This is a genomic window from Pseudomonas putida group bacterium ESBL64, assembly GCF_045277175.1.
GTDB classification, from domain to species: domain Bacteria; phylum Pseudomonadota; class Gammaproteobacteria; order Pseudomonadales; family Pseudomonadaceae; genus Aquipseudomonas; species Aquipseudomonas alloputida.
Genome location: NZ_CP145799.1, coordinates 1,361,398 through 1,381,530 on the forward strand (window position 1 = coordinate 1,361,398; position 20,133 = coordinate 1,381,530).

Annotated in this window: 19 protein-coding genes; 8 read left to right on the forward strand and 11 right to left on the reverse strand. The window is 63.1% G+C overall.

Features of this window, described 5'->3' with window-relative positions; translation table 11 throughout:
* Positions 1–2: 2 nt before the first annotated feature.
* From V6093_RS06095 to V6093_RS06140, 10 genes are all read right to left on the reverse strand, one after another.
* Entirely contained in the window at positions 3–1,235 is a 1,233-nt protein-coding gene (locus V6093_RS06095; protein ID WP_406669739.1) for an SfnB family sulfur acquisition oxidoreductase, read from the reverse strand.
* Between the two features lie 345 nt (positions 1,236–1,580).
* A complete protein-coding gene (locus V6093_RS06100; RefSeq protein WP_265977580.1) occupies positions 1,581–2,930 on the reverse strand; it encodes an OprD family porin in 1,350 nt (449 codons plus the stop codon).
* Positions 2,931–3,213: 283 nt separating this feature from the next.
* Complete coding sequence (locus V6093_RS06105) at positions 3,214–3,990, reverse strand: ABC transporter ATP-binding protein (protein WP_406669740.1); 777 nt, start codon at positions 3,988–3,990, stop codon at positions 3,214–3,216.
* 116 nt (positions 3,991–4,106) lie between these two features.
* Positions 4,107–5,441, reverse strand: a complete 1,335-nt coding sequence (locus tag V6093_RS06110) for an ABC transporter substrate-binding protein (RefSeq protein ID WP_003253987.1) — start codon at positions 5,439–5,441, stop codon at positions 4,107–4,109.
* A 59-nt stretch (positions 5,442–5,500) separates the two neighbouring features.
* Complete coding sequence (locus tag V6093_RS06115; RefSeq protein WP_265977584.1) at positions 5,501–6,841, reverse strand: ABC transporter substrate-binding protein; 1,341 nt, start codon at positions 6,839–6,841, stop codon at positions 5,501–5,503.
* Between the two features lie 78 nt (positions 6,842–6,919).
* Positions 6,920–7,984 (reverse strand): branched-chain amino acid ABC transporter permease, encoded by a 1,065-nt coding sequence (locus V6093_RS06120; protein ID WP_047602962.1) that lies wholly within the window; start codon positions 7,982–7,984, stop codon positions 6,920–6,922.
* Positions 7,985–7,988: 4 nt separating this feature from the next.
* Entirely contained in the window at positions 7,989–8,870 is an 882-nt protein-coding gene (locus V6093_RS06125) for a branched-chain amino acid ABC transporter permease (protein WP_047602963.1), read from the reverse strand.
* Positions 8,867–9,637 (reverse strand): ABC transporter ATP-binding protein, encoded by a 771-nt coding sequence (locus V6093_RS06130; protein ID WP_003253991.1) that lies wholly within the window; start codon positions 9,635–9,637, stop codon positions 8,867–8,869. Before V6093_RS06130 ends, V6093_RS06125 begins: the two co-directional genes overlap by 4 nt.
* Positions 9,634–10,605, reverse strand: a complete 972-nt coding sequence (locus V6093_RS06135; protein WP_047602964.1) for an AMP-binding protein — start codon at positions 10,603–10,605, stop codon at positions 9,634–9,636. Before V6093_RS06135 ends, V6093_RS06130 begins: the two co-directional genes overlap by 4 nt.
* A 20-nt stretch (positions 10,606–10,625) precedes the next feature.
* Positions 10,626–12,035 carry an LLM class flavin-dependent oxidoreductase gene (locus tag V6093_RS06140; protein ID WP_004576517.1) on the reverse strand — a complete coding sequence of 470 codons (1,410 nt, stop codon included), beginning with the start codon at positions 12,033–12,035 and terminating at the stop codon, positions 10,626–10,628.
* Positions 12,036–12,278: 243 nt separating this feature from the next.
* Here V6093_RS06140 and V6093_RS06145 point away from each other — a divergent pair, with 243 nt between their 5' ends.
* From V6093_RS06145 to V6093_RS06165, 5 genes are all read left to right on the forward strand, one after another.
* Positions 12,279–13,268, forward strand: a complete 990-nt coding sequence (locus V6093_RS06145; protein WP_003253994.1) for a universal stress protein — start codon at positions 12,279–12,281, stop codon at positions 13,266–13,268.
* 95 nt (positions 13,269–13,363) lie between these two features.
* On the forward strand, positions 13,364–14,323 hold the full coding sequence (locus V6093_RS06150; RefSeq protein WP_047602966.1) for a ribose-phosphate pyrophosphokinase: 960 nt from the start codon (positions 13,364–13,366) through the stop codon (positions 14,321–14,323).
* Positions 14,324–14,511: 188 nt separating this feature from the next.
* Positions 14,512–15,105, forward strand: a complete 594-nt coding sequence (locus V6093_RS06155) for a GNAT family N-acetyltransferase (protein ID WP_234410154.1) — start codon at positions 14,512–14,514, stop codon at positions 15,103–15,105.
* Entirely contained in the window at positions 15,102–15,461 is a 360-nt protein-coding gene (locus V6093_RS06160) for a cupin domain-containing protein (protein ID WP_014860486.1), read from the forward strand. Before V6093_RS06155 ends, V6093_RS06160 begins: the two co-directional genes overlap by 4 nt.
* Before the next feature lie 67 nt (positions 15,462–15,528).
* A complete protein-coding gene (locus V6093_RS06165; protein ID WP_047602968.1) occupies positions 15,529–17,166 on the forward strand; it encodes a mechanosensitive ion channel family protein in 1,638 nt (545 codons plus the stop codon).
* Between the two features lie 204 nt (positions 17,167–17,370).
* Here V6093_RS06165 and V6093_RS06170 read toward each other — a convergent pair whose 3' ends face one another.
* Positions 17,371–18,258: a MerR family transcriptional regulator gene (locus tag V6093_RS06170; protein ID WP_047602970.1), complete on the reverse strand. Its 888-nt coding sequence runs from the start codon at positions 18,256–18,258 to the stop codon at positions 17,371–17,373.
* A gap of 153 nt (positions 18,259–18,411) precedes the next feature.
* Between V6093_RS06170 and V6093_RS06175 the strand changes: the two genes are divergently transcribed.
* From V6093_RS06175 to V6093_RS06185, 3 genes are all read left to right on the forward strand, one after another.
* Positions 18,412–18,858, forward strand: coding sequence for a PAS domain-containing protein (locus V6093_RS06175; RefSeq protein ID WP_003254000.1), 447 nt, complete (start codon positions 18,412–18,414; stop codon positions 18,856–18,858).
* Positions 18,859–18,961: 103 nt separating this feature from the next.
* Positions 18,962–19,384, forward strand: coding sequence for a nuclear transport factor 2 family protein (locus V6093_RS06180; RefSeq protein WP_003254001.1), 423 nt, complete (start codon positions 18,962–18,964; stop codon positions 19,382–19,384).
* Entirely contained in the window at positions 19,381–20,133 is a 753-nt protein-coding gene (locus V6093_RS06185; RefSeq protein ID WP_004576513.1) for an SDR family oxidoreductase, read from the forward strand. The genes V6093_RS06180 and V6093_RS06185 overlap by 4 nt, the downstream gene beginning before the upstream one ends.

Below are 20,133 nucleotides of genomic sequence, written 5' to 3' on the forward strand. Positions count from 1 at the left end.
CCTCAGTTCCAGGAATGACGTTGCGGCTTGATGCCGTTGAGCAGTTGATTGCCGACCAGGTGGTACTTCCAGCGCACCGGGTCATGCAGCGTGTGGGTGCGCGCATTGCGCCAGAAGCGGTCCAGCCCCTGGCTGGCCGAGACGCTGCGCGTGCCGCCCAGCTCCAGCAGGCGACTGGACGCCTCAAGGGAAATCTCGGTAGACAGCACCTTGGCCTGGCCGACCACCACTGAGGCTTCAGCAACGTGCTCTTCGCCAGGCTCGGCGACGGCGCGATCGACCGCCTCGGCAGCGCGCTGCAAGATCGCCTCGGCCGCCTGCAGGCGCCAGGCCAGCTCGCCGATTAGCGCCTGGCCAAGTGGATCCTGCCAGCCGTGCTGCAAGCCGCTGTCGACCCAGGGGCGTGCCTGACGCGCCACGCGCAGGGTTTCGGCAAAGGCGCCACGGGCGATGCCGGTGTCCACGGCGGCCTGGATGATCTGCGAGATCGGGCCATCAGCGGTTGGCTGGTCGTAGGCCTTCCAGGCCGGTATCACCTCGCTCGCTGGCACCCGCACGCCTTCGATACGCACCTGGCCGCTGGCTGTGATGCGCTGGCCGAAGCCATCCCAACTGTCGATCACCGTCAGGCCAGCTGCATCGCGTGGCACGAAGGCGATGTGCGGGCGGCCCTCCTCGTCGACACCCGCGACCGGGACGATGTGGGCGAACAGCGCCCCCGTGCAGTAGGCCTTCTCGCCATCGAGCACGGCGCTGTCGCCGTCGAAGCGGATCTGCGTCTGGAAGGTGGTGACGTACTGGCTGCGCGCTTCGGAAAAGGCGTTACCGAAACGGTAGCCTTGCAGCACCTTGGCGTAGTAGCGGCGCTTCTGCGCCTCGCTGCCGGTCAGGCCGAGGTTGCTGAGCACACCAAAGTGGTTCTGCGGCAACTGGCCGAGCGATGAATCGGCGGCGGAGATGGTCGCGATCACCTCGCTGAGGGTGACATAAGATACCCCGGCGCCGCCGTGCGCCTTGGGCACGCTGATTCCCCACAGACCGCTTTCGGAGAAGCGATCCAGTTCCTCCCAGGGCAGGCGCCGCTCGCGATCACGCCAGGCTGCCTCACGGGCAAAATCCTCGGCCAAGCGCTGCGCCACCTCGATGGCTTCGGCGTCGCTACGGATGATCTGTGCCGGGCGCCGAGGCGCCGAGCTGACCTGCTCGCGCAGATCGGCGGGTTGTGACTGAGTCATGTGTTGCTCCAAGCGTGATGGATTCTCCAGGGCTACTGCACAGCCCGTACCAACCTGGAAAATCCTTCATATTCAATGACTTGATGCGCAATCCAGATAATTGGAAAAGCACCTGTGGCGGCAAACTGTGGATTGGCTGTTGCCGGGCGGACACTTGCCTCAGACCTGTTCACGACCTGCTGCGCGTCGGCCCTCCTGCGTTAAAAAAGGCTGGAGCGCCAGCGTGGTCGGACTGCTCATTTACAGCGGATGAAGTCGAGCGCGACTCCGACCGCGCCTCGCCTGTTTTTGCGGGGCCGCCATCGGTGTTGCATGGCGTTATCTCGCGAGATCGTGAGCAGGTTCTCAGAGGCTGATATCCAGCGGGTACTGGACGATCAGGCGCAGTTCGTCGACGTTGGACTCGGCGACGTGATCGCCACCGACGCGGTGGGTGGCCTGCATCAGGTTGAACGAGAGGTCCTTGGCCGGCCCACTCTGCAGCACGTACTTCAGCCACAGGTTGCGCTCCCAGTGGCGGCCGTCCTCGGTACCATTGAAGTAGCTGTAAGCGCCCCCCGCGCGCGTACCGTCGATGTCGGTACCGCGCACGTAGCGGGCCGTCAGGCTCAGCCCAGGCACGCCAAGCGTGGCGAAGTCATAGTCGTAACGGGCTTCCCAGGCTCGCTCATTGGGGTTGTTGAAGTCGGAAACCTGCGAGGCGGCATCCAGTTGCAGGTCATAGGTGTTCCACACGTAGTCGAACGGCGTGTCGCCATCGATGCGTGTGTAGGACAGCTTGAAGCCATGAGCGCCGGCAGCCAGACCGGCATGCACGCTCCATGAGTCGTTGTCGATCTGGCCGGCCAGCGCCTGGCCGCTGTCACGGGTGCGGTAATAATTGAGGCCGGTCTTCAGGCTCAGCTCGCTACCCAGCGGCTGCACATGGTCGACGCTGAAGAACGACTGGTTCCATACGTCGTCGAGGCGGCTGCTGTGCAGGCGCAAGGTGAGCTGGTCGTTGAACAGGTAATCGCCACCCAGGTACATCACATCGTTGGCGCCCTTGATACGCCCGGCATAGACGGTGCCGAGATCACCACGGTGGTTGCTGGCGTTGCGGTCACTGCTCGACTCCAGCTTGCCGCCCTGCAGGCTCAGGCCATCCAGCGAGTTGTTGTTGAAGATGAAGCCGCGCAGTGTCTGCGGCAGCAGGCGAATGTCGCTGGCGTGCAGCACCGGGCTGGTCGGGCTGACGTCGCCATAGCGCAGCTCGGTGTCGAAGGCGCGCACCTTGAGCGCGGCGCCAACCTTGCCGTAGCTGTCCTTGGGCTCGCCATCGAAGTTGCTCCCCGAGCGCGACACGATGCCAGGCACGCCGACACCATTGCCGACTGCCCCATTGCCGCCATCGAGCTTGAGCCCGACCAGCCCCTGCACATCCACGCCGAAGCCGACAGTGCCACGGGTGAAACCGGATTGCAGATTGGCGATGATGCCGTGGCCCCATTCACGATGCAGGCTCTGCCGCTCACCCTTGTTGGGGTTGAGGGTGAAGTCGCCGTTGCGATAGTCCTGGCTGAAGAAGAAGTTGCGGTTGAGCACATGGATCTGCCTGCCGTCGATGAAGCCTTCATCAACGCCGTCGGCAAACGCGGGGCTGGCCAGCAGGATGGCCAGAGAAAGAGCTGTTCTGTAGCAAGCGGTAGAGCGCATGGCAGTGATCCTTGGAATGACGAGGTAGGCGCCTTTCCAGGCGCTGCAAATCCAGTTGTTCCAACAACCATGCCAACAGAAAAAATCATTGTTATTCAATCACTTGAACAATCTACTCAACAATATGATGCACCGTCTGCGGAGCAATCTGCACAACTGCTGTTGCCGGCGCCACAGCGCTTTCGTCAGGACAAAAAAACGCGGCCTGGGCCGCGTTGAATGGAACATCACCTACTCAGTAAAAGGCGGTATGACCACAGCGTTCCACAGCCGTCGCCACCGCTCAGTCAGCCTTGCCGCCCAGGTAAAAATGCTGAATATCTTCCCGCGCGGCCAGCTCGGCAGCACTGCCCTCACCCACCACCCGGCCGTTCTCCAGGATGTAGGCATGGCTAGCATGGCGCAGGGCAACGTTGATGTTCTGCTCGGCCACCAGAAAGCTCACGCCCTCCTGCGCATTGAGCTGGGCGACGATGGCGAAGATCTCCTCGACGAGGATCGGCGCCAAGCCCATCGAGGGCTCGTCGAGCAGCACCAGGCGCGGTTTGGTCATCAGCGCGCGGCCGATGGCGAGCATCTGCTGCTCACCGCCGGAAGTCAGCCCAGCCGGAGTCTTGCGCTTGGTCTTCAAGCGCGGGAACCAGGCATAGATGCGCTCCAGATCCTGCTCCAGTTGGCGCCGCGTCGGGTTACGCAGGAAGCCGCCACTGCGCAGGTTTTCCTCGATGGTCAGGTGGGCGAACACATGCCGTCCTTCCAACACATGGACGATACCCTGGCGTGCCAGCAGGTTGGCCGCGACACCGGCGGTGTCCTGTCCCTGGAAGCGGATATGGCCACGGCTGACCTGCGCCCGGTCGGCCTGCACCAGGCCGGAAATAGCCTTGAGTGTGGTGCTCTTGCCAGAACCGTTGGCGCCTAGCAAGGCGACGATATCGCCCTGCCCGACCCGCAGGGATACACCGGCCACGGCGAGGATTGCGCCGTCGTAGATCACTTCGATGTCCTCCACTGCCAGCAGCTCGCTGCTGACGGCGGCTGGAAGAGTCGCACTGGTCATGGATTGTTGCCCTCTGGTCGTCGTTCAGCGGGCGGCGCCTGCCGCCCCAAAGCCTTGAAATGCGTTGCCCGTGCCGGTCGCGGTTAAAGCCCCTGCCACAGGTGAAAAGCGAGCGCTCACGGCGCGTCACACGCACGGGGGGTCACGCCTTTCTCTTTCGCGTACTCGGCAGCCTTGGCGTCAATCAGGGGGCGCAGGGTGACATGATCGGCCTGCACCCAATCGGTGATCAGCTTCCACTGCTGGCCATCCCACTGCTGCACCTTGACGGCACCGCCCCCCTCGTGGTCGCTGCACGACAGCTTCAGCGGCTGCATCAGCCCCAGGAAACCGATCGCCTTGAGCCGCGCATCGTCGAGATCGAGGTGTTCCAAGCCCCAGCGACCTTCCTCGCCATTGAGCGGCCGCGCTCCGAAGTGCTTCTGCGCGGCGCGGATCGCCTCAACGGCGATGGCGGCATTCACCAGGCCGGAGTTGTAGTAGACGCTGCCGAAGCTCTTCGGATCCTTGAGGTCGCTCTTGCCCTTGTCGAGGATGTGTGCCTTGATGCGCTGGTGGATGTCGAAGTCGGCACCGCCCGGATAGGGCGTCAGGGCCAGATAACCCTTGCCCGCCTCGCCGGCCGGCAGCACGTCTTCATTGGAGCTGGCCCAGATGTCGCCAACGATGCGATCGACCGGAAAGCCGAAGCGCGCCGCAGTCTTGATCGCCACCGGTGTGGACACGCCCCAGGTGCGCAGGAATACCCAGTCCGGCTTGAGCTGGCGCACCTGGCGCCACTGCGAGGCCTGCTCGTTACCCGGGTCGGCGACGGGAATCTGGATGTTCTCGAAGCCGTACTTCTCCGCCAGTAGCTTCAGCGGCCCCTGGGTTTCCCGGCCATAGGCGGAGTCGTGGTAGACGGTGGCGATCTTCTTGCCCTTGAGCTTGTCCAGCCCACCCTCGCGCTCGGCCACGTAGTTGATGAATGCCGAAGCCTCGCTGTAGAAGGTCAGCATCACCGGGAAGTTGTAGGGAAAGACGCGGCCATCGGTGGCCTCGGTACGACCATAGCCGAGGGTGATCAGCGGGATCCGGTCGGCCTCGGCCTTGTCCGCCAGGGCATAGGCAGCCGGCGCACCATTGGGCTGGTAGACCGCTACCGGAGCGCCATTGAGGCCGTTCTTGAAGCGCTCGTAGCACTCGATGCCCTTCTCCGCCGTCCACTCGGTCTCACACTCCTGCCAGACCAGCTTGACGCCATTGATGCCGCCTTCGACGTCGTTGATGTAGCGCAGGTAGTCGATCATCCCGGCCCACACCGGAATGCCGCTGGAGGCATAGGCACCGACTCGGTAGGTGGCTAGCGGGAAGAATTGTTCATTGGCCGCCTGGGCCGCCGACGGCATCGCGGCGTAGCTCGCGAGCGCCAGGCCAAAGGCGGCGACACCGCGTTTCAGCGTTGCATGCATGGTCTTTCTCCACAGGCGCCCGGCCCACGCGACGGTGGCCGGGCGCAGGTCATGGGGGTTTATTGCTCGTTGGCGCAATTACGCGGGGTGATGCCCTTCTCCTGGGCATAGGCGGCGGACTTGGCCTCGATCAGCGGACGCAAGGTGGCGCGGTCAGCCTGGATCCAGTCGGTCACCAGCACCCATTTCTCGCCGTCCCACTGCTGAACGCGGGCCGCACCACCGCCCTCGTGATCAGAGCAGGACAGCTGCAGCGGTGGCAGCAGCCCTTCGAAGCCACTGGCCTTGAGGCGCGCGGCGTCGATATTCAGGTGCTCGAAGCCCCAGCGCGCTTCCTCACCATTGAGCGGGCGGTTGCCAAACTTGCCCTGGGCGGTGCGCAGCGCCTCGACGGCAATCGCGGCATTGATCAGGCCGATGTTGTAGTACACCTTGCCGAAGTAGCGCTTATCCTTCAGGTCGCTCTTGCCGGCATCGAGGATGTGCTGGCGCAGGCGCTGGTGAATCTCGAAACCGTCGCCACCGGGGAACGGCGCCAGGGCCTGGTAGCCCTTGGCCGCCGTGCCGGCAGGGAGCACGTCGGCCTCGGAGCCGGCCCAGACGTCGCCGATGATGCGCTCCACCGGGATGCCGAAGCGTGCGGCCGTCTTTATGCCAACCGGAGTGGACACCCCCCAGGTACGCAGGAACACCCAATCTGGCTTGATCTGCCGCACCTGGCGCCACTGCGCCGACTGCTCATTGCCCGGATCGGCCACCGGGATCTGGATGTTCTCGAAGCCGTATGTTTCCGCCAGCAGCTTCATCGGCGCTTGGGTTTCCCGGCCATACGCCGAGTCGTGGTAGACGGTGACGATCTTTTTGCCCTTGAGCTTGTCGAAGCCGCCCTCGCGCTCGGCGATGTAGTTGATGCCCACCGAGGCCTGCCCGTAGTAGTTCAGCAGCAGTGGGAAGGCATAGGGGAACACGCTGCCGTCGGTAGACTCGGTGCGCCCGCCGGCACCATCGATCAGCGGGATGCGGTCGGCCGCGCCCTTCTCCATCAGCGCATAGGAGCCCGGAGTGCTGTGGGTGAAGAAGAACGCCGTCGGCGCGCCATCCTTGCCATCTTTGTAGCGCTCGTAGCACTCGACGATACGGTCGACGTTCCACTCGGTCTCGCACTCCTGCCAGACCAGCTTGACGCCGTTGATGCCGCCTTCCACCTCGTTGATGTAACGGAAGTAGTCGATCTCTCCGGCCCACCAGGGAATCCCGCTGGAGGCATAGGCGCCGACCCGGTAGGTGGCCATGGGAATGAACTGCTGGTTGTCGGCGGCCTGGGTGACGACCGGAGACAGGGCCTGGGCGCCGAGCACAAAGAGGCTGACGAGCAGGTGACGATGCAAGGGTTTGCGCATGGTGTGAACTTCTTGTGCTGGGGTGAAAACCTCCTTTCCCGCGGTCGGGTCAAGGTTCATGGAAAGAGGCGGTCGTGCTCAGAATCGCAGCGGCCAGACCCTGATGCGTTCGCGCAGGTCGCCGAGCAGGCGTACCAGGCCTTCCGGCTCCTTGATCAGGAACCAGATGATCAGGCTGCCGAAGAGGATCTTCTGCAGGTTCTGCAATTGCCCGGCATCGACGTTGCCGCCGAACAGCCACTGCCCGGCATGGCTGAGCAGAATCGGTGTGAGGCTGATGAAAGCCGCGCCGATGAAATTGCCGGCGATGCTGCCCATGCCACCGATGATGATGATGAAGAGGATCTGGAACGAGCGGTTGATATCGAAGCTGCCGGCACTGGACGTGCCCAGGTAGGCGAAGGCCCAGAGCGCCCCGGCGATGCCCAGGTAGAAAGAGCTGACGGCAAAGGCCAGGCGTTTGTAGCGCTCCACCGGAATGCCGATCACCGAGGCGGCGGTGTCCATGTCGCGGATCGCCATCCAGTTGCGCCCGACCTGGCTGCGCACCAGGTTGACCGCGACCCAGGTCAGCAGCACCACGCAGCTCAGGGTCAGCAGGTAGCGACCTACCGGCGAGGCCAGGCTGTGGCCGAACAACTCCAGGCGCGGTGCGCTGATGGTGCCGGACGAGGCATGGTTGTAGAACCAGGGAAACTTGGCGAACACCCATTCGAGGAAGAACTGCGCAGCCAGCGTGGTGACCATCAGGTAGAAACCCTTGATCCGCGAACTGGGTATGCCGAACAGCAAGCCGACCAGGCCGGCAATCAGCCCGCCGCCGATCAGCGCCAGCGGCAAAGGGAGCCCAGGCACACGCAGCAGCAGGCCGTAGGTGGCGAAGGCGCCCACCGCCATAAAGCCGGCGGCACCGACCGAGGTCTGCCCGGTGTAGCCGGTGAGCAAGTTCAGCCCCAGCCCGGCCAGCGACAGCACCAGGAAGGGAATCAGGATCGCGTTGAGCCAGTAGTCGTTGCCCAGCCAGGGCAAGCCGACGAAGGCCACCAGCAGCAACAACGGCAGGCCCACTGGCCAGCGACGGCGCACCAGGGTCAGCGGCGCCTCGTCGTAGCCGGCGCCCAAGCGTGAAACGGTAGCGGTCATTGCGTCATACCCGTTCGGTGGCCCGGTCGCCGAACAGGCCGGCCGGACGGATGTAGAGGAAGATCAGGGCAAGGAAATAAGCGAACCAGGGCGTGATGCCGCCGCCGATCAGCGGGCCTATGTAGGCTTCGGCGAGGTTCTCGGCGGCACCGACGATCAGCCCGCCGACGATGGCTCCGCCAATCGAGGTGAAGCCGCCGATGATCAGCACCGGCAGCGCCTTGAGCACGACCAGCGAGAGCGAGAACTGCACGCCCTGGCGCGCCCCCCAGAGCAGCCCGGCCACCAGCCCGACCATTCCGGCCACGGCCCAGACGATCTGCCAGATGCGGTTGAGGTTGATGCCCAGCGACAGCGCCGCGCGGGTATCGTCGGCCACCGCCCGCAAGGCCACACCGATGCGGGTCTTGTTGAACAGCAGCGCCAGCACCGCCACCAACAAGGCGGAAACGCCGGAGGCAACCAGGTCGAACTGGCTGATCATCAGTTCGCCGACGAACAGCGGGACGTCCTCGATGCCCAGATCCAGCGCGCGTACCTGGGCGCCCATCAAGCCCTGGGCCAGGCCCTCGATGATGAACGACAGGCCAAGGGTGGCCATGAACAGGGTGATCTGCGAGCGATTGACCAGGGGCCGCAGCACCAGGCGCTCGATCAGCAGCGCGCCGAAGATCATCACCAGTACGGTCAGGGCCAACGCCAGGGCGAACGGCAGGCCCTGCTCGTGCAGGCTGACGAAGGTCAGCGCAGCAAACAACAGCATCGCGCCCTGGGCGAAGTTGAACACGCCGCTGGCCTTGTAGATCAGCACGAAGCCGATGGCCACCAGCGAATACAGGGTGCCGGCGAGCAAGCCGCCGATCAAGGTTTCCAGGAAGAAATTCATCCGTGTGGCGCTCCCAGGTAGGCGGCGATCACATCGGGATTGGCCTGTACTTCGGCCGGTGTGCCATCGCCGACCTTGCGCCCGTAGTCCAGCACCACCACGTGGCTGGACAGCCCCATGACCACCTGAATGTCGTGTTCGATGAGAATCACCGTGGTGCCGAGATCACGGTTGATATCGGCGATGAAGCGGCTCATGTCCTGTTTCTCTTCGGCGTTCATCCCCGCCATCGGCTCGTCGAGCAGCAGCAGGGTCGGCTGCGCGATCAGCGCACGCCCCAGCTCCACGCGTTTCTGCAGGCCATAGGCCAGGCTGCCCACGGCAACGTCGCGCCAGGGCTGCAGCTCGAGGAACTCCAGCACCTGCTCGGCACGCTCGGCGAAAGCCCGGGCCTCGCGCCGGGCACGTGGCAGGCCCAGTGCCTGTTCGAGAAAGAAACTGCGCTGGAAACGCGACAGACCGGTAAGCAGGTTGTCCAGCACACTCATCTTCTTGAACAGCGCATTGTTCTGGAAGGTACGGCCGATCCCCAGCCGCGCCGCCTGCAGCGGGTGCGGCCGGCGCAACGGCTCGGTGGCGAAGAACAGCTGGCCGGCATCGGCCCGGTAGACGCCATTGAGGATGTTCAGCAGCGAGCTCTTGCCGGCGCCATTCGGCCCGATCAGGGCGCAGATCTCGCCGCGCCTGACGCTGAAGGACAAGTCGGAAATCGCCTTCACGCCCTTGAACGACAGCGACACGTTGCGCACCTCCAGCAAAGCACTCATGCCGCGCGCTCCAGATATTCGTGCAGCCATGACAAGCGTGCCGGGCCTTGTAGCGCCACGCTGGCGGACGCACTTGGCACCTCGATCCGGCGCAAGCGATGGAAGCCGAGCAGACGCCGCACCCGCTGCTTCAGCCAGCGACGCAAGCCCTGGTGTGGATTCTCCAGCGTCCAGTCACACAGACGCCGTCGCCAACTGTCTGGTGGCGCCAGGCGGGCATCGATTTCGCCCGCCAGCGCCTCGACCCCCGCAGCGGACAACAACAACCCGGTCGGGGCGATTTCGCGACGGTCGCGACCAGCAGACTCGCTCGTTTCCGGGAAGGCTAGACTTTCGCCATGGTGCAACCAACGGCTCAGCAAATGCCCCAGTCCCTCACGCCATTCGGTGCCCTCATCGACCCACAGCACGTCATCTTCGGCGACCTGCGTCCAACCCTGACGCTGCGCCACCGGCGCCTCGCCGACAAACAACGTCGACAGCGGCTGCACCTGCCACAAGCCGTTGCTCACGACATTGGCCTGGGCGGAAAACAAACGCAGTGGCCACAGCTCGGCAAGGCCGCTACCCAACCAGTGCGACACGTCTTCACGGCGTTGGACGAAGGCGAACGTCGGACGCGCCTGGCGCAGTTGCCGTTGCAGCTCATCGCCACGGCTGTCGCGGCCAATCACCAGACTCTGGCCGCCAAGCGGGTGGGCAGCCAACGCCAGAATCAGCAGGCTCGGCTCGAAGGCGCCACTCAATGCCAGGCGCTGCCCGGGGCCGAACCCCTGCTGGCGCAAGCCGTTGGCAACCCGCTCGACCTCGTGCTGCACATCGATCCAGCGCCAGGCCTTCCACACACCAAGACGGCGATGACGCAGGGCGATTTGTGTCGGCCGTTCTCTGGCCCAACGCTGCAGCGCCGTCAGGGCGCTGTCGGCCACTACGTCGGGCAACGGCAGATAGCGTTCATGAATGCTCATGCAATGACTCCTCTGCCGATTCAGGCCGGCTCGGCCAGGTTGACACCGACGTTCTCGCGCTGCTGGCTGAGGTCGCGATAGCCGGCGCCAGGATGGTTGGCGGGCAGTCGCGGGCCATCGCCGAACAGCTTCTCGCGCAGGGTTCCGGAACGATATTCGGTCTTGTACACACCGCGTTTCTGCAACTCGGGCACCAACAGCTCGACCACATCGCGGAAGGTTTCGTGGGCCAGGACGTAAGCCAGGTTGAAGCCGTCCACGTCGGTTTCCTCGACCCAGGCTTGCAGCTCGTCGGCGACGGTCTGCGCACTGCCGACGATCAGCGGGCCGAAGCCGCCAATACCAACCCAATCGGCCAGTTCCTGCACCGTCCATTGCTTATTGGGGTCGGCGGTGGAAAAGGTTTCCACTGCCGACTGAATGGCATTGGTATGGATATGCTTGAGCACCTGGTCGGGCCGGTACTGGCCGAAGTCGATACCCGTCCATCCCGAGATCAGCGCCAGCGCACCTTCGTAGCTGGTATATGACGTGAGCTCCTGCCACTTGGCCTGAGCCTTGGCGTCGGTCTCGTCGACGATCACTGTCTGCAGGTTGAAGATCAGCACCTTGCGTGGATCACGCCCGGCCTCGGCAGCGCGACGGCGGATGTCGGCCACGGTTTTCTTCAGGATCACCTTGGACGGTGCGGCGACGAACACGCACTCGGCGTGTCCGGCTGCGAAGTCCTTGCCACGGCTCGACGCCCCCGCCTGATAGAGCACCGGCGTGCGCTGCGGCGAAGGCTCGCAGAGGTGGATGCCGGGCACCTGGAAGTGCTTGCCCTGGTGGCGGATCTCATGAACCTTGCTGGGATCGCTGAAAATGCCGCGCTCGCGATCACGCAGCACAGCGCCCTCTTCCCAGCTCCCCTCGAACAGCTTGTAGAGCACTTCAAGATATTCGTCGGCGTAGTCGTAGCGCGCATCGTGGTCGCTCAGCGCCTTCTGCCCGAGGTTGCGCGCGCCGCTGTCGAGGTACGAGGTAACGATGTTCCAGCCGATGCGCCCCTTGGTCAGGTGATCCAGGGTCGACAGGCGCCGGGCGAAAGGATACGGGTGCTCGAACGTCAGCGAGGCGGTGAGGCCAAAACCGAGGTGTTCGGTAACCAGCGCCATCGGGGTGATCAGCGCCAGCGGATCATTGACCGGAACCTGGGTCGCCTGGCGGATGGCCGCATCGCCATTGCCACCCAGCACGTCGTAGATGCCGATCACGTCGGCGATGAAGATGCCGTCAAACTTACCGCGCTCAAGCAACTTGGCCAGATCCGTCCAGTACTCCAGATCCTTGTATTGCCAGGCGCGATCCTTGGGGTGCCTCCAGAGTCCGGGCGACTGATGGCCGACACAGTTCATCTCGAAGGCGTTCAAACGAATTTCACGTGGCATGGGAGCTCCTGATCGATAGGCTCGGCACCCTGTTTCGGCGCCTCTCAATGCTCTATCAACACAATCCATGCCAATAAATATTTTCTTTATTTACAATGACATAGAGATTACTCGAAGCAGCTTTAATGCCTGCAGGACGACATCACTGCTGATCAGCTGTACAACAGCGAACAGTGTTGATGCGCAGCGAGAAACATGCCGAGCTCTGCGACCCGGTCATGAGTACACCGCATTCAGCCAATCTTGATAAATATCAAGGTCATCGAGCCCCACTGCGTCACGCTTGGCCTGAACCGGTGGGCCTTCATCGAGGCTGCCACCGCGGTGGAGGCCATCATGAATACTTACTCAAGACTGCTGCTGATCTGCCATCCAGACCTGCACCCTTCGCCTGCCCTGACGCGTGCTCAAGCGCTGAGCAGTGCGACAGGTGCTACCTTGCACCTGGTGGCGCTCAGTCAATTGCCCTCGCGCCTGGCAACCCTGGACCAGGTGCTACGCAAAAACGCCCGCAAGCAGGACGCCGAGCATCGCAAGGCTTGGCTCGCTGAGCAGGTCAAGGCGCTGGGCGAGCTGGGCATTACCGCCTACGCCGAGACACTGGACGATCAAGACCCGCTCAAGGACTTGATCCGGCTGGCCCAACTGCACCGGGTCGGGATGGTGATCAAGGACATCCAGCACGAAACCGCCTTGAGCCGTGCCCTGCTCACGCCATTGGACTGGCAATTGCTACGCCGCTGCCCGATCCCGCTGCACCTGGTAGCCCAGGCTGAAACGACGCTGCCAGCGCGCATACTGGTCGCCGTTGATCTGGTCGAGCACGACCCGGTGATCGACAAGCTCAACGACCACATCCTGCAATCGGCACAGGCACTGGCACAACGCTGCAAGGCGCAGCTGCATTTGCTGCAGGCCTACGAACCCAGCGCCAGTTTCGTCGCCTATGCCGCCGCACCCGTGGCCTGGACAGACAAACTGGTCGAGGAAATGTCCGGTCGTGCGCGCGAGCGCATGGCGACGTTCGGCGGCCACTATGGCATCAAGCCAGACCACCTGCACCTGGTGCGGGGCGCTGCCCGTAACGTGGTCAGCGAGTACGCGAACCAGCAAGGCTTCGATGTGGTGGTGATGGGCACGCTCTACCACGAGGGGGTGAGCAAGGTCGTCGGCAGTACTACCGAGCAAACCCTGTACAAGGTTCACTCCAGTATTCTGGCGATTCACGGTTGAACGGTCGCCCACTGGCTATGCTCGACTGGATACTCATCAAACCGCACAGTGCCATGCAGCTCATGTCGCTGTGAACGACCTCTGGAGCGCAGGGCATGAATGACACACCGCCGTTGCTGTTCGCCCTGCAAGGCAGCCAGGCCTATGGGAATGCCGTGGCGCAACGCCTGGGCAGGACACTGTCTGCACATGAAGAGCGCGACTACGAGGACGGAGAGCACAAGTGCTGGCCCGGCGAATCGGTGGACGGTCGATCGGTCATCGTCTTCCACTCGCTGTATGGTGACGCGCACCACAGCGCGCATGACAAGCTATGCCGGTTGTTGTTCTTCTGTGGCGCGCTCAAGGACGCTGCTGCCCGCCAGGTGACGGCAGTCACGCCTTACCTCTGTTATGGTCGCAAGGACCGCAAGGTGGAGTTTCAGGACGCTATCATCACTCGCCATGTGGCTCGGCTGATGGAAAGCTGCGGCGTGGACCGCATTGTGGCGCTGGACGTGCACAACCCCAGCGCCTTCGACAACGCCTACCGAATCCCGAGCTGGAACCTGCAATGCACCCAGCTATTCGCCCAACGCCTGGCCCCGCTACTCGGTGAGCAGGCGGTCACGGTCGTGTCACCGGATATCGGTGGCGTCAAACGCGCGGAGCAGTTTCGCCAGGTCCTGGCGCACCTGCTGGCGCGCCCGGTCTCGGTGGCCATGATGGAAAAACACCGCCAGCAGGCAGGCCTGAGCGGCGAACACCTGGTCGGTAACGTGGCAGGCAGCACCGTCATCGTGTTCGACGACCTGATCAGCACGGGGCAGACGCTACTACGCGCTGCCCAGGCCTGCCGGCAGGCCGGAGCCAGCCGCCTACTGGCCGCGGCCACCCACGGCCTGTTCACCACCGGTGGCGAGCTGTTCGACAGCGGCGCGTTCGAACGGGTACTGGTGGCCGACAGCATCGCCCCCTTTCGCCTGCCCGTGCGATGCCTGGCGCAACTGGATATCGTCGATACCAGCGCCTTGGTCGCCGAGTTGCTTGCCAACCGCCCGGGCACTGGCGCATGACCCCAGTGCAGGTGGCGCCGGTGGAGCGTCCCTGCTCCTGAAATCGGTCGAGCCACGAGGCGTGTCGCAGGCCATGCTGATGGTGTTCGCGCAGAGCATCATGGGAACCGCTATAACCGTCTACCCTGCCTCCCTGCCAAAGGCGTAGCCCTTGAAAACTGACCCCCGGCACCATGGGAGCACTGTGCATGCCTATCGACTTCAGACCCGCTCGAGTCTCGGACGCGCATGATATTGCGCGCTTCTTTCAACTGACATCGGAGGGCATGGCCGATTACATATGGAGCAAGCTCGCCGCACCTGGAGAAGCCTTGCTGAGTGTCGGTGCGTCTCGCTATGCCAGAGAACAGGGCGACTTTTCATACAAGAACTGCCTGATGGCCACTTTTGAAGGGCGCGTCATCGGCATGATGCATAGCTATGCCTTGCGCGCAACGCCTGACAGGCCAGTCGAGACCGACCCCGTCCTCGCGCCTTATTCCGACATGGAAATACCCGATACCTTGTACATATCCAGCCTGGCGCTGGATGAGGACTGGCGGAGCCAGGGGCTGGGCGCCCAGTTTCTTCGCCACGCCCAGCAGCGCGCTGACGACGCGGGCCTTGATGGGTTGTGCCTGATCGATTACGCAGAAAACCACGGTGCACGCCGCTTCTACGAACGTCATGGTTTTCAAATTGTTAAAACCTGCCAGATCGTTCCGCACCCGATGCTGGGCGTCACCGGTGAAGCCTATTTAATGTATCGCCCTACTCATAACGTGCTCGAGAAACAGCCATGAACCAGAAACTGACCGTGTTCCGCGAACTGGATATCCAACCGCTGCGCGACCTTCCGTTCTTTGAAGAAGTCCTGGAAGGCAGCCCTCACACGCTGACGTCCAAGTACTATCACGATGAACAGCAAGGTCGCATTTCCGGAGAATGGGAAGCCAGCACCGGGGCGTGGCGCATTGACTACAAAGTCTGGGAGTTCTGCCATGTCCTGAGTGGATGCTGCGTCATCGAGCTTGAGGGTTGCGCCCCGGTCACACTGGCCGCTGGCGACACGTTCATTATCGAACCGGGCGCCAAGGGCAAATGGACCGTAGTGGAAGACATGAAGAAGAACTTCGTGATCCTCGTGCCCGCGAACTAAGCCACTGAATGCTGGCTGAAGCCGACTATGCTGGTAGCAATCCACACGCCGGCACAGGGGCTGTTAAATGGGCAACAAGCGCAGGTTCGGACGGGCTGCTGGGCTGATGCTACTGATCCACTTGCTGTTCTCGCCCCTGCTCCATGCCGACACCCCTCAGCCTGGGCCAGAGATAGAGGGTGTGATTGCCGAACCCGCACCGTTGACCGTCATCAACCGCACGGTGCTGGTCTTTCGTGCGACGCTGCTGGGCGAAACACCCACGGTGCGTGCCCAGCGCGCCAAGAAGGTCATCGAGGATACGCTTCAGGAAACAAACGATCTGGAGGTTCGCGTCGACCCTATCCTGCACAGCTACCTGGTGCTGCTGGGCGGGCGCCGGGCATTCATCGTGACGCCACTGGATGCTGCGGCCGATACCATTACAACAGGCGAAGCCGCCGAGCAGGCCGCCGAGAACCTGCGCCTTGTCGTCGAGGAAACCCGCCAGGCGCGAAGCCTGCGGTTCTTGCTCACCGCGGTAGGCTACAGCGCTGCTGCAACCTTGGTCTTTTTCATGCTGGTAAAGGCCGCAGGCTACTGTCGACGCAAGCTCCTGGGACTGCTGCCTAAACTGATGGGCAAACACTCCGAGCGCCTCAAGGTCGGCCACACGCAACTGTTCGACCTGCAGAACCTGTACTACCTGATCGACCGCTCTCTCTGGCTGCTGTACTGGTTGCTCGTGTTGTTGTTCTGCTACCAGTGGCTGGGCTTCGTGCTGTCTCAGTTCCCCTACACAAGGTCTTGGGGGGAAAGCCTCAATATCCACCTGATGGCGCTGCTCAACTACCTGATCAGCGGTATTTTGCGTGCCATGCCCGGCCTGGCCGTTGCACTGTCGATCTTCTTCATCGCCCGGGGCATCAGCGCTTTCTCCAAACGTGTGCTAAGGCGCATGGCACGCCCAGGCACATTGAAATGGCTGACCGCCGAAACCTTGCAACCGACCATGCGCCTGACGTCGCTGGCGATCTGGCTATTTGCCCTGGTGATGGCCTACCCCTATCTACCCGGCTCGGGTACCGATGCCTTCAAGGGGTTGTCAGTGTTGCTCGGTCTGATGGTTTCACTGGGGGCGACCAGTGTCATCGGCCAAGGCGCCGCCGGACTGATTCTCACCTACACGCGCACGCTGCGCGTCGGTGAATTTGTACGTGTGGGTGATTACGAGGGCACGGTGACCGAGGTGGGCATGTTCACCACGACCATTCGCACCGGGCTTGGCGAAGTGCTGACACTTCCCAACTCGATGATTACCGGCTCGGTGACCAAGAACTACTCACGAATCGTGCAAGGGCCAGGCTATGTGGTCGACACCGTGGTGACCATTGGCTACGACACCCCGTGGCGTCAGGTCGAGGCGATGTTGCTGGAAGCGGCTCGGCGCACCGACGGCGTGCTGCAAACGCCCATGCCCCAGGTATTCCAGACGGCACTGTCGGACTTCTACCCCGAGTATCGATTAGTGGCCCAGGCCATTCCGTCAGAGCCCAGGCCACGCGCGCAGCTTTTGAGCCTGTTGCACGCCAATATCCAGGACGTGTTCAACGAGTATGGGGTGCAAATCATGTCGCCTCACTACCTGGGCGATCCCGAGCAACCCAAATGGGTGCCCAAGGAGCAGTGGCACGCGGCCCCGTCCAAACCTGAAAACACCGCGTGAGCGATGAGGCCTCAGGTGCCGGTCAGCGCAATGATCACCGGCCCACAAACCGCCAACAGGACATTGGAAACGGCGTAGCAGACGGAAGCCGATGACCGGCGTGTGCTCCCCGACTGCTTGAGGATCTTGTTCATCGACGCCGATAAGGGCCAAAAGCATGCCGAGCAACGACCCAACCACCCTGAGCATCGCGCAGGGCCAGGCTCAAACGTCCAGCGCCCCCCTGAGCAAGGCGTCAAGCACACGCGCGACGTCAGCACCCTGCTCGTCCAGCAGGCACACCGGCAGCCCGTGCAAGGCCGCTTGCACACCGGCCAGCCCCTCGCCCGTCAAGGCCAGCGGACAAGCAATGTCCATCTGCAGCGAGCGCAGGCGCTTGGCCAAGGCAGGGCTCACCGGCGGCTGCAGCGCGATCACCAGTGCCGCAGGCTGCATCGCCGCACACAGCAGCGGGAGCTCTTCCAGCGGCTGCCCGCAGCCGAGCACTTCGATGCGTTGTTGCTCACTGCTCAACAGCAGCCCGGCGCACAATACCTGGCACTCGGCTTGCCCCTCGGTACCCGCCAGCAGCACCCGTGGCGCATCGGCCTGGTTCATCTGCAAGCGCAGCAACAGCCGGGCGCGCAAGAACGTATCGAGAAACAACCATTGGCTACGCTGGCCTGGCGCAGTGCCTGAAGCCAGCTCATGCCAAACCGGCATCAGCACGTCCCGCAGCACCGTGGCCTTTGGCAAGAGTGTGAACAGCTGCCCATGGATAGCTTCCAGCGCCTGCGCATCGAATGCCCTGGAGGCGCGTGCAACGGCGGCGCGCCAATCGTCAAAGGCCGAGGGCTGCTGCACAGGCACCTCAGGCTGGCCGGCGAGCCTGTCGCTAACCTTGCTGATGGGCAGGCCGTTGGCGGTCCAGCGCAAGATGTCGCGTATGCGCTGCACATCCTGGGCCGTGTACAAGCGATGGCCGCCCTCGGTGCGCTGCGGGCGTATCAACCCATGACGCCGCTCCCAGGCACGCAAGGTCACCGGATTGATGCCGGTCAGGCTGACCACATCGCGCATGGGTAGCAATTCGGGTGGGGTGGCGTCGGTCATAACGAGGTGTCATCCAAGGGGTGATACATTCTAAACCCAGATGCACCTTCTGCGGCGAGCCTCCTTGGTTCATCATGCAACAAACGGCGCCAAAAGCTTCTGCACGGAAGCCTTCGGCGCACATCGCATACGAAGTGTCTGTAGGTGAGCCCCATGATCAACGCTAAACTCCTGCAACTGATGGTCGAACATTCAAACGATGGCATCGTCGTCGCCGAGCAGGAAGGCAATGAGAGCATCCTTATCTACGTCAACCCGGCCTTCGAGCGCCTGACCGGCTATTGCGCCGACGATATCCTCTATCAGGACTGCCGTTTTCTTCAGGGCGAGGATCACGACCAGCCGGGCATCGCAACCATCCGCGAAGCGATCCGCGAAGGCCGCCCCTGCTGCCAGGTGCTGCGCAACTACCGCAAAGACGGCAGCCTGTTCTGGAACGAGTTGTCCATCACACCCGTGCACAACGAGGCGGACCAGCTAACCTACTACATCGGCATCCAGCGCGATGTCACAGCGCAGATATTCGCCGAGGAAAGGGTTCGCGAGCTGGAGGCTGAAGTGGCAGAACTGCGCCGGCAGCAGGGCCAGGCCAAGCGCTGACAAAAAACCTATACAAGGACGTTGACTTGTATAGATAAAAGCTTAGGCTTCAGTTATACCTGTACAACAATTCAATGTTGTACAGGATTGCCTGGAGCCCAGTATGTCAGCGTACCTACAGCAGTTCGCCGAGCGCTTCGCCCGCCTTGATGGGGCGAGCCTCGACACGCTGGATAAACTGTACAGCGACGATGTCACCTTCCGTGATCCCCTGCACCAGATACAGGGGCTGCAGGCCCTGCGCGCCTACTTCGAGCAGTTGTACGCCAACGCCACCGATATCCGCTACGCCTTCACCAGCGCCGACGAGGTAAAGCCCGGGCAAGGTTACCTGCGTTGGACACTGCAGTTTTGCCACCCGCGCCTGGCGGGGGGCCAGCCGATCACGTTGCAAGGGTGCAGCTGCCTGCATTGGCGCGACCGTGTGCATTTTCACCAGGACTATTTCGACGCCGGTGCCCTGCTTTATGAGCACCTTCCCGTCATGGGCACTGCGATCCGCTGGCTCAAAGGCAGGCTGGCATGAGCCGCTGTTGGCTGACCGGCGCCAGCAGCGGTATCGGTGCCGCGCTCGCGCAAATCCTCCTGGAACAAGGTCACCAGGTCGCCTTGGGCGGGCGCCACGCCGACCGCCTTGCCCCGCTGGCCGAACGGTTTCCTGGGCAGGTATTGCTGGCCATTGGCGATCTTGACAACCCGGAGCAGGTCGCCGGCATCGCTGCGCATATCGAGCAGGCCTGGGGGGGCCTGGACATGGCCATTTTCAATGCCGGCACCTGCGAATACCTGGAGCCGGGGCATTTCGACCCGGCGTTGGTCGAGCGCGTCATGCGCACCAACCTGCTGGGCGTCAGCTACTGCCTGGCGGCGGCACTGCCCTTGCTTCGCGCAGGCCAACACCCCCACCTGGTGGTCATGGGCAGTTCGGTGACCTGGCTGGCCTTGCCCCGCGCTGGCGCCTATGGCGCGTCCAAGGCCGCGGTGCGCTATCTGGTGGAGTCACAGCGAATCGACCTGGCTCGCGAAGGCATCGCGGTCACCCTGGTGAGCCCAGGCTTCGTGGACACGCCACTGACCCGTCGCAACGATTTCCCCATGCCACAGCTGTGGTCTGCGCAGCGTGCCGCCCGGCATATCGCCAGGCGCCTGCCCGGCCGCCCCCTGGAAATCAACTTCCCCGGTCTTTTCACCTGGGTGTTGCGCCTGCTCGGGGCGCTGCCCGCGCGCCTGCGCCTGGCGCTGGGCCAACGCCTCGCCCGTCATGAACAGGAATGA

Excerpts from the sequence above, each read along its gene's own strand:
- V6093_RS06125 (WP_047602963.1), bottom strand. The coding sequence starts at position 8,870 with ATGAATTTCTTCCTGGAAACCTTGATCGGCGGCTTGCTCGCCGGCACC.
- V6093_RS06100 (WP_265977580.1), bottom strand. The coding sequence starts at position 2,930 with ATGCGCTCTACCGCTTGCTACAGAACAGCTCTTTCTCTGGCCATCCTG.
- V6093_RS06095 (WP_406669739.1), bottom strand. The coding sequence starts at position 1,235 with ATGACTCAGTCACAACCCGCCGATCTGCGCGAGCAGGTCAGCTCGGCG.
- V6093_RS06170 (WP_047602970.1), bottom strand. The coding sequence starts at position 18,258 with ATGACCGACGCCACCCCACCCGAATTGCTACCCATGCGCGATGTGGTC.
- V6093_RS06160 (WP_014860486.1), top strand. The coding sequence starts at position 15,102 with ATGAACCAGAAACTGACCGTGTTCCGCGAACTGGATATCCAACCGCTG.
- V6093_RS06130 (WP_003253991.1), bottom strand. The coding sequence starts at position 9,637 with ATGAGTGCTTTGCTGGAGGTGCGCAACGTGTCGCTGTCGTTCAAGGGC.
- V6093_RS06150 (WP_047602966.1), top strand. The coding sequence starts at position 13,364 with ATGAATGACACACCGCCGTTGCTGTTCGCCCTGCAAGGCAGCCAGGCC.
- V6093_RS06165 (WP_047602968.1), top strand. The coding sequence starts at position 15,529 with ATGGGCAACAAGCGCAGGTTCGGACGGGCTGCTGGGCTGATGCTACTG.
- V6093_RS06180 (WP_003254001.1), top strand. The coding sequence starts at position 18,962 with ATGTCAGCGTACCTACAGCAGTTCGCCGAGCGCTTCGCCCGCCTTGAT.
- V6093_RS06115 (WP_265977584.1), bottom strand. The coding sequence starts at position 6,841 with ATGCGCAAACCCTTGCATCGTCACCTGCTCGTCAGCCTCTTTGTGCTC.
- V6093_RS06155 (WP_234410154.1), top strand. The coding sequence starts at position 14,512 with ATGCCTATCGACTTCAGACCCGCTCGAGTCTCGGACGCGCATGATATT.
- V6093_RS06140 (WP_004576517.1), bottom strand. The coding sequence starts at position 12,035 with ATGCCACGTGAAATTCGTTTGAACGCCTTCGAGATGAACTGTGTCGGC.
- V6093_RS06110 (WP_003253987.1), bottom strand. The coding sequence starts at position 5,441 with ATGCATGCAACGCTGAAACGCGGTGTCGCCGCCTTTGGCCTGGCGCTC.
- V6093_RS06185 (WP_004576513.1), top strand. The coding sequence starts at position 19,381 with ATGAGCCGCTGTTGGCTGACCGGCGCCAGCAGCGGTATCGGTGCCGCG.
- V6093_RS06135 (WP_047602964.1), bottom strand. The coding sequence starts at position 10,605 with ATGAGCATTCATGAACGCTATCTGCCGTTGCCCGACGTAGTGGCCGAC.
- V6093_RS06175 (WP_003254000.1), top strand. The coding sequence starts at position 18,412 with ATGATCAACGCTAAACTCCTGCAACTGATGGTCGAACATTCAAACGAT.
- V6093_RS06120 (WP_047602962.1), bottom strand. The coding sequence starts at position 7,984 with ATGACCGCTACCGTTTCACGCTTGGGCGCCGGCTACGACGAGGCGCCG.
- V6093_RS06105 (WP_406669740.1), bottom strand. The coding sequence starts at position 3,990 with ATGACCAGTGCGACTCTTCCAGCCGCCGTCAGCAGCGAGCTGCTGGCA.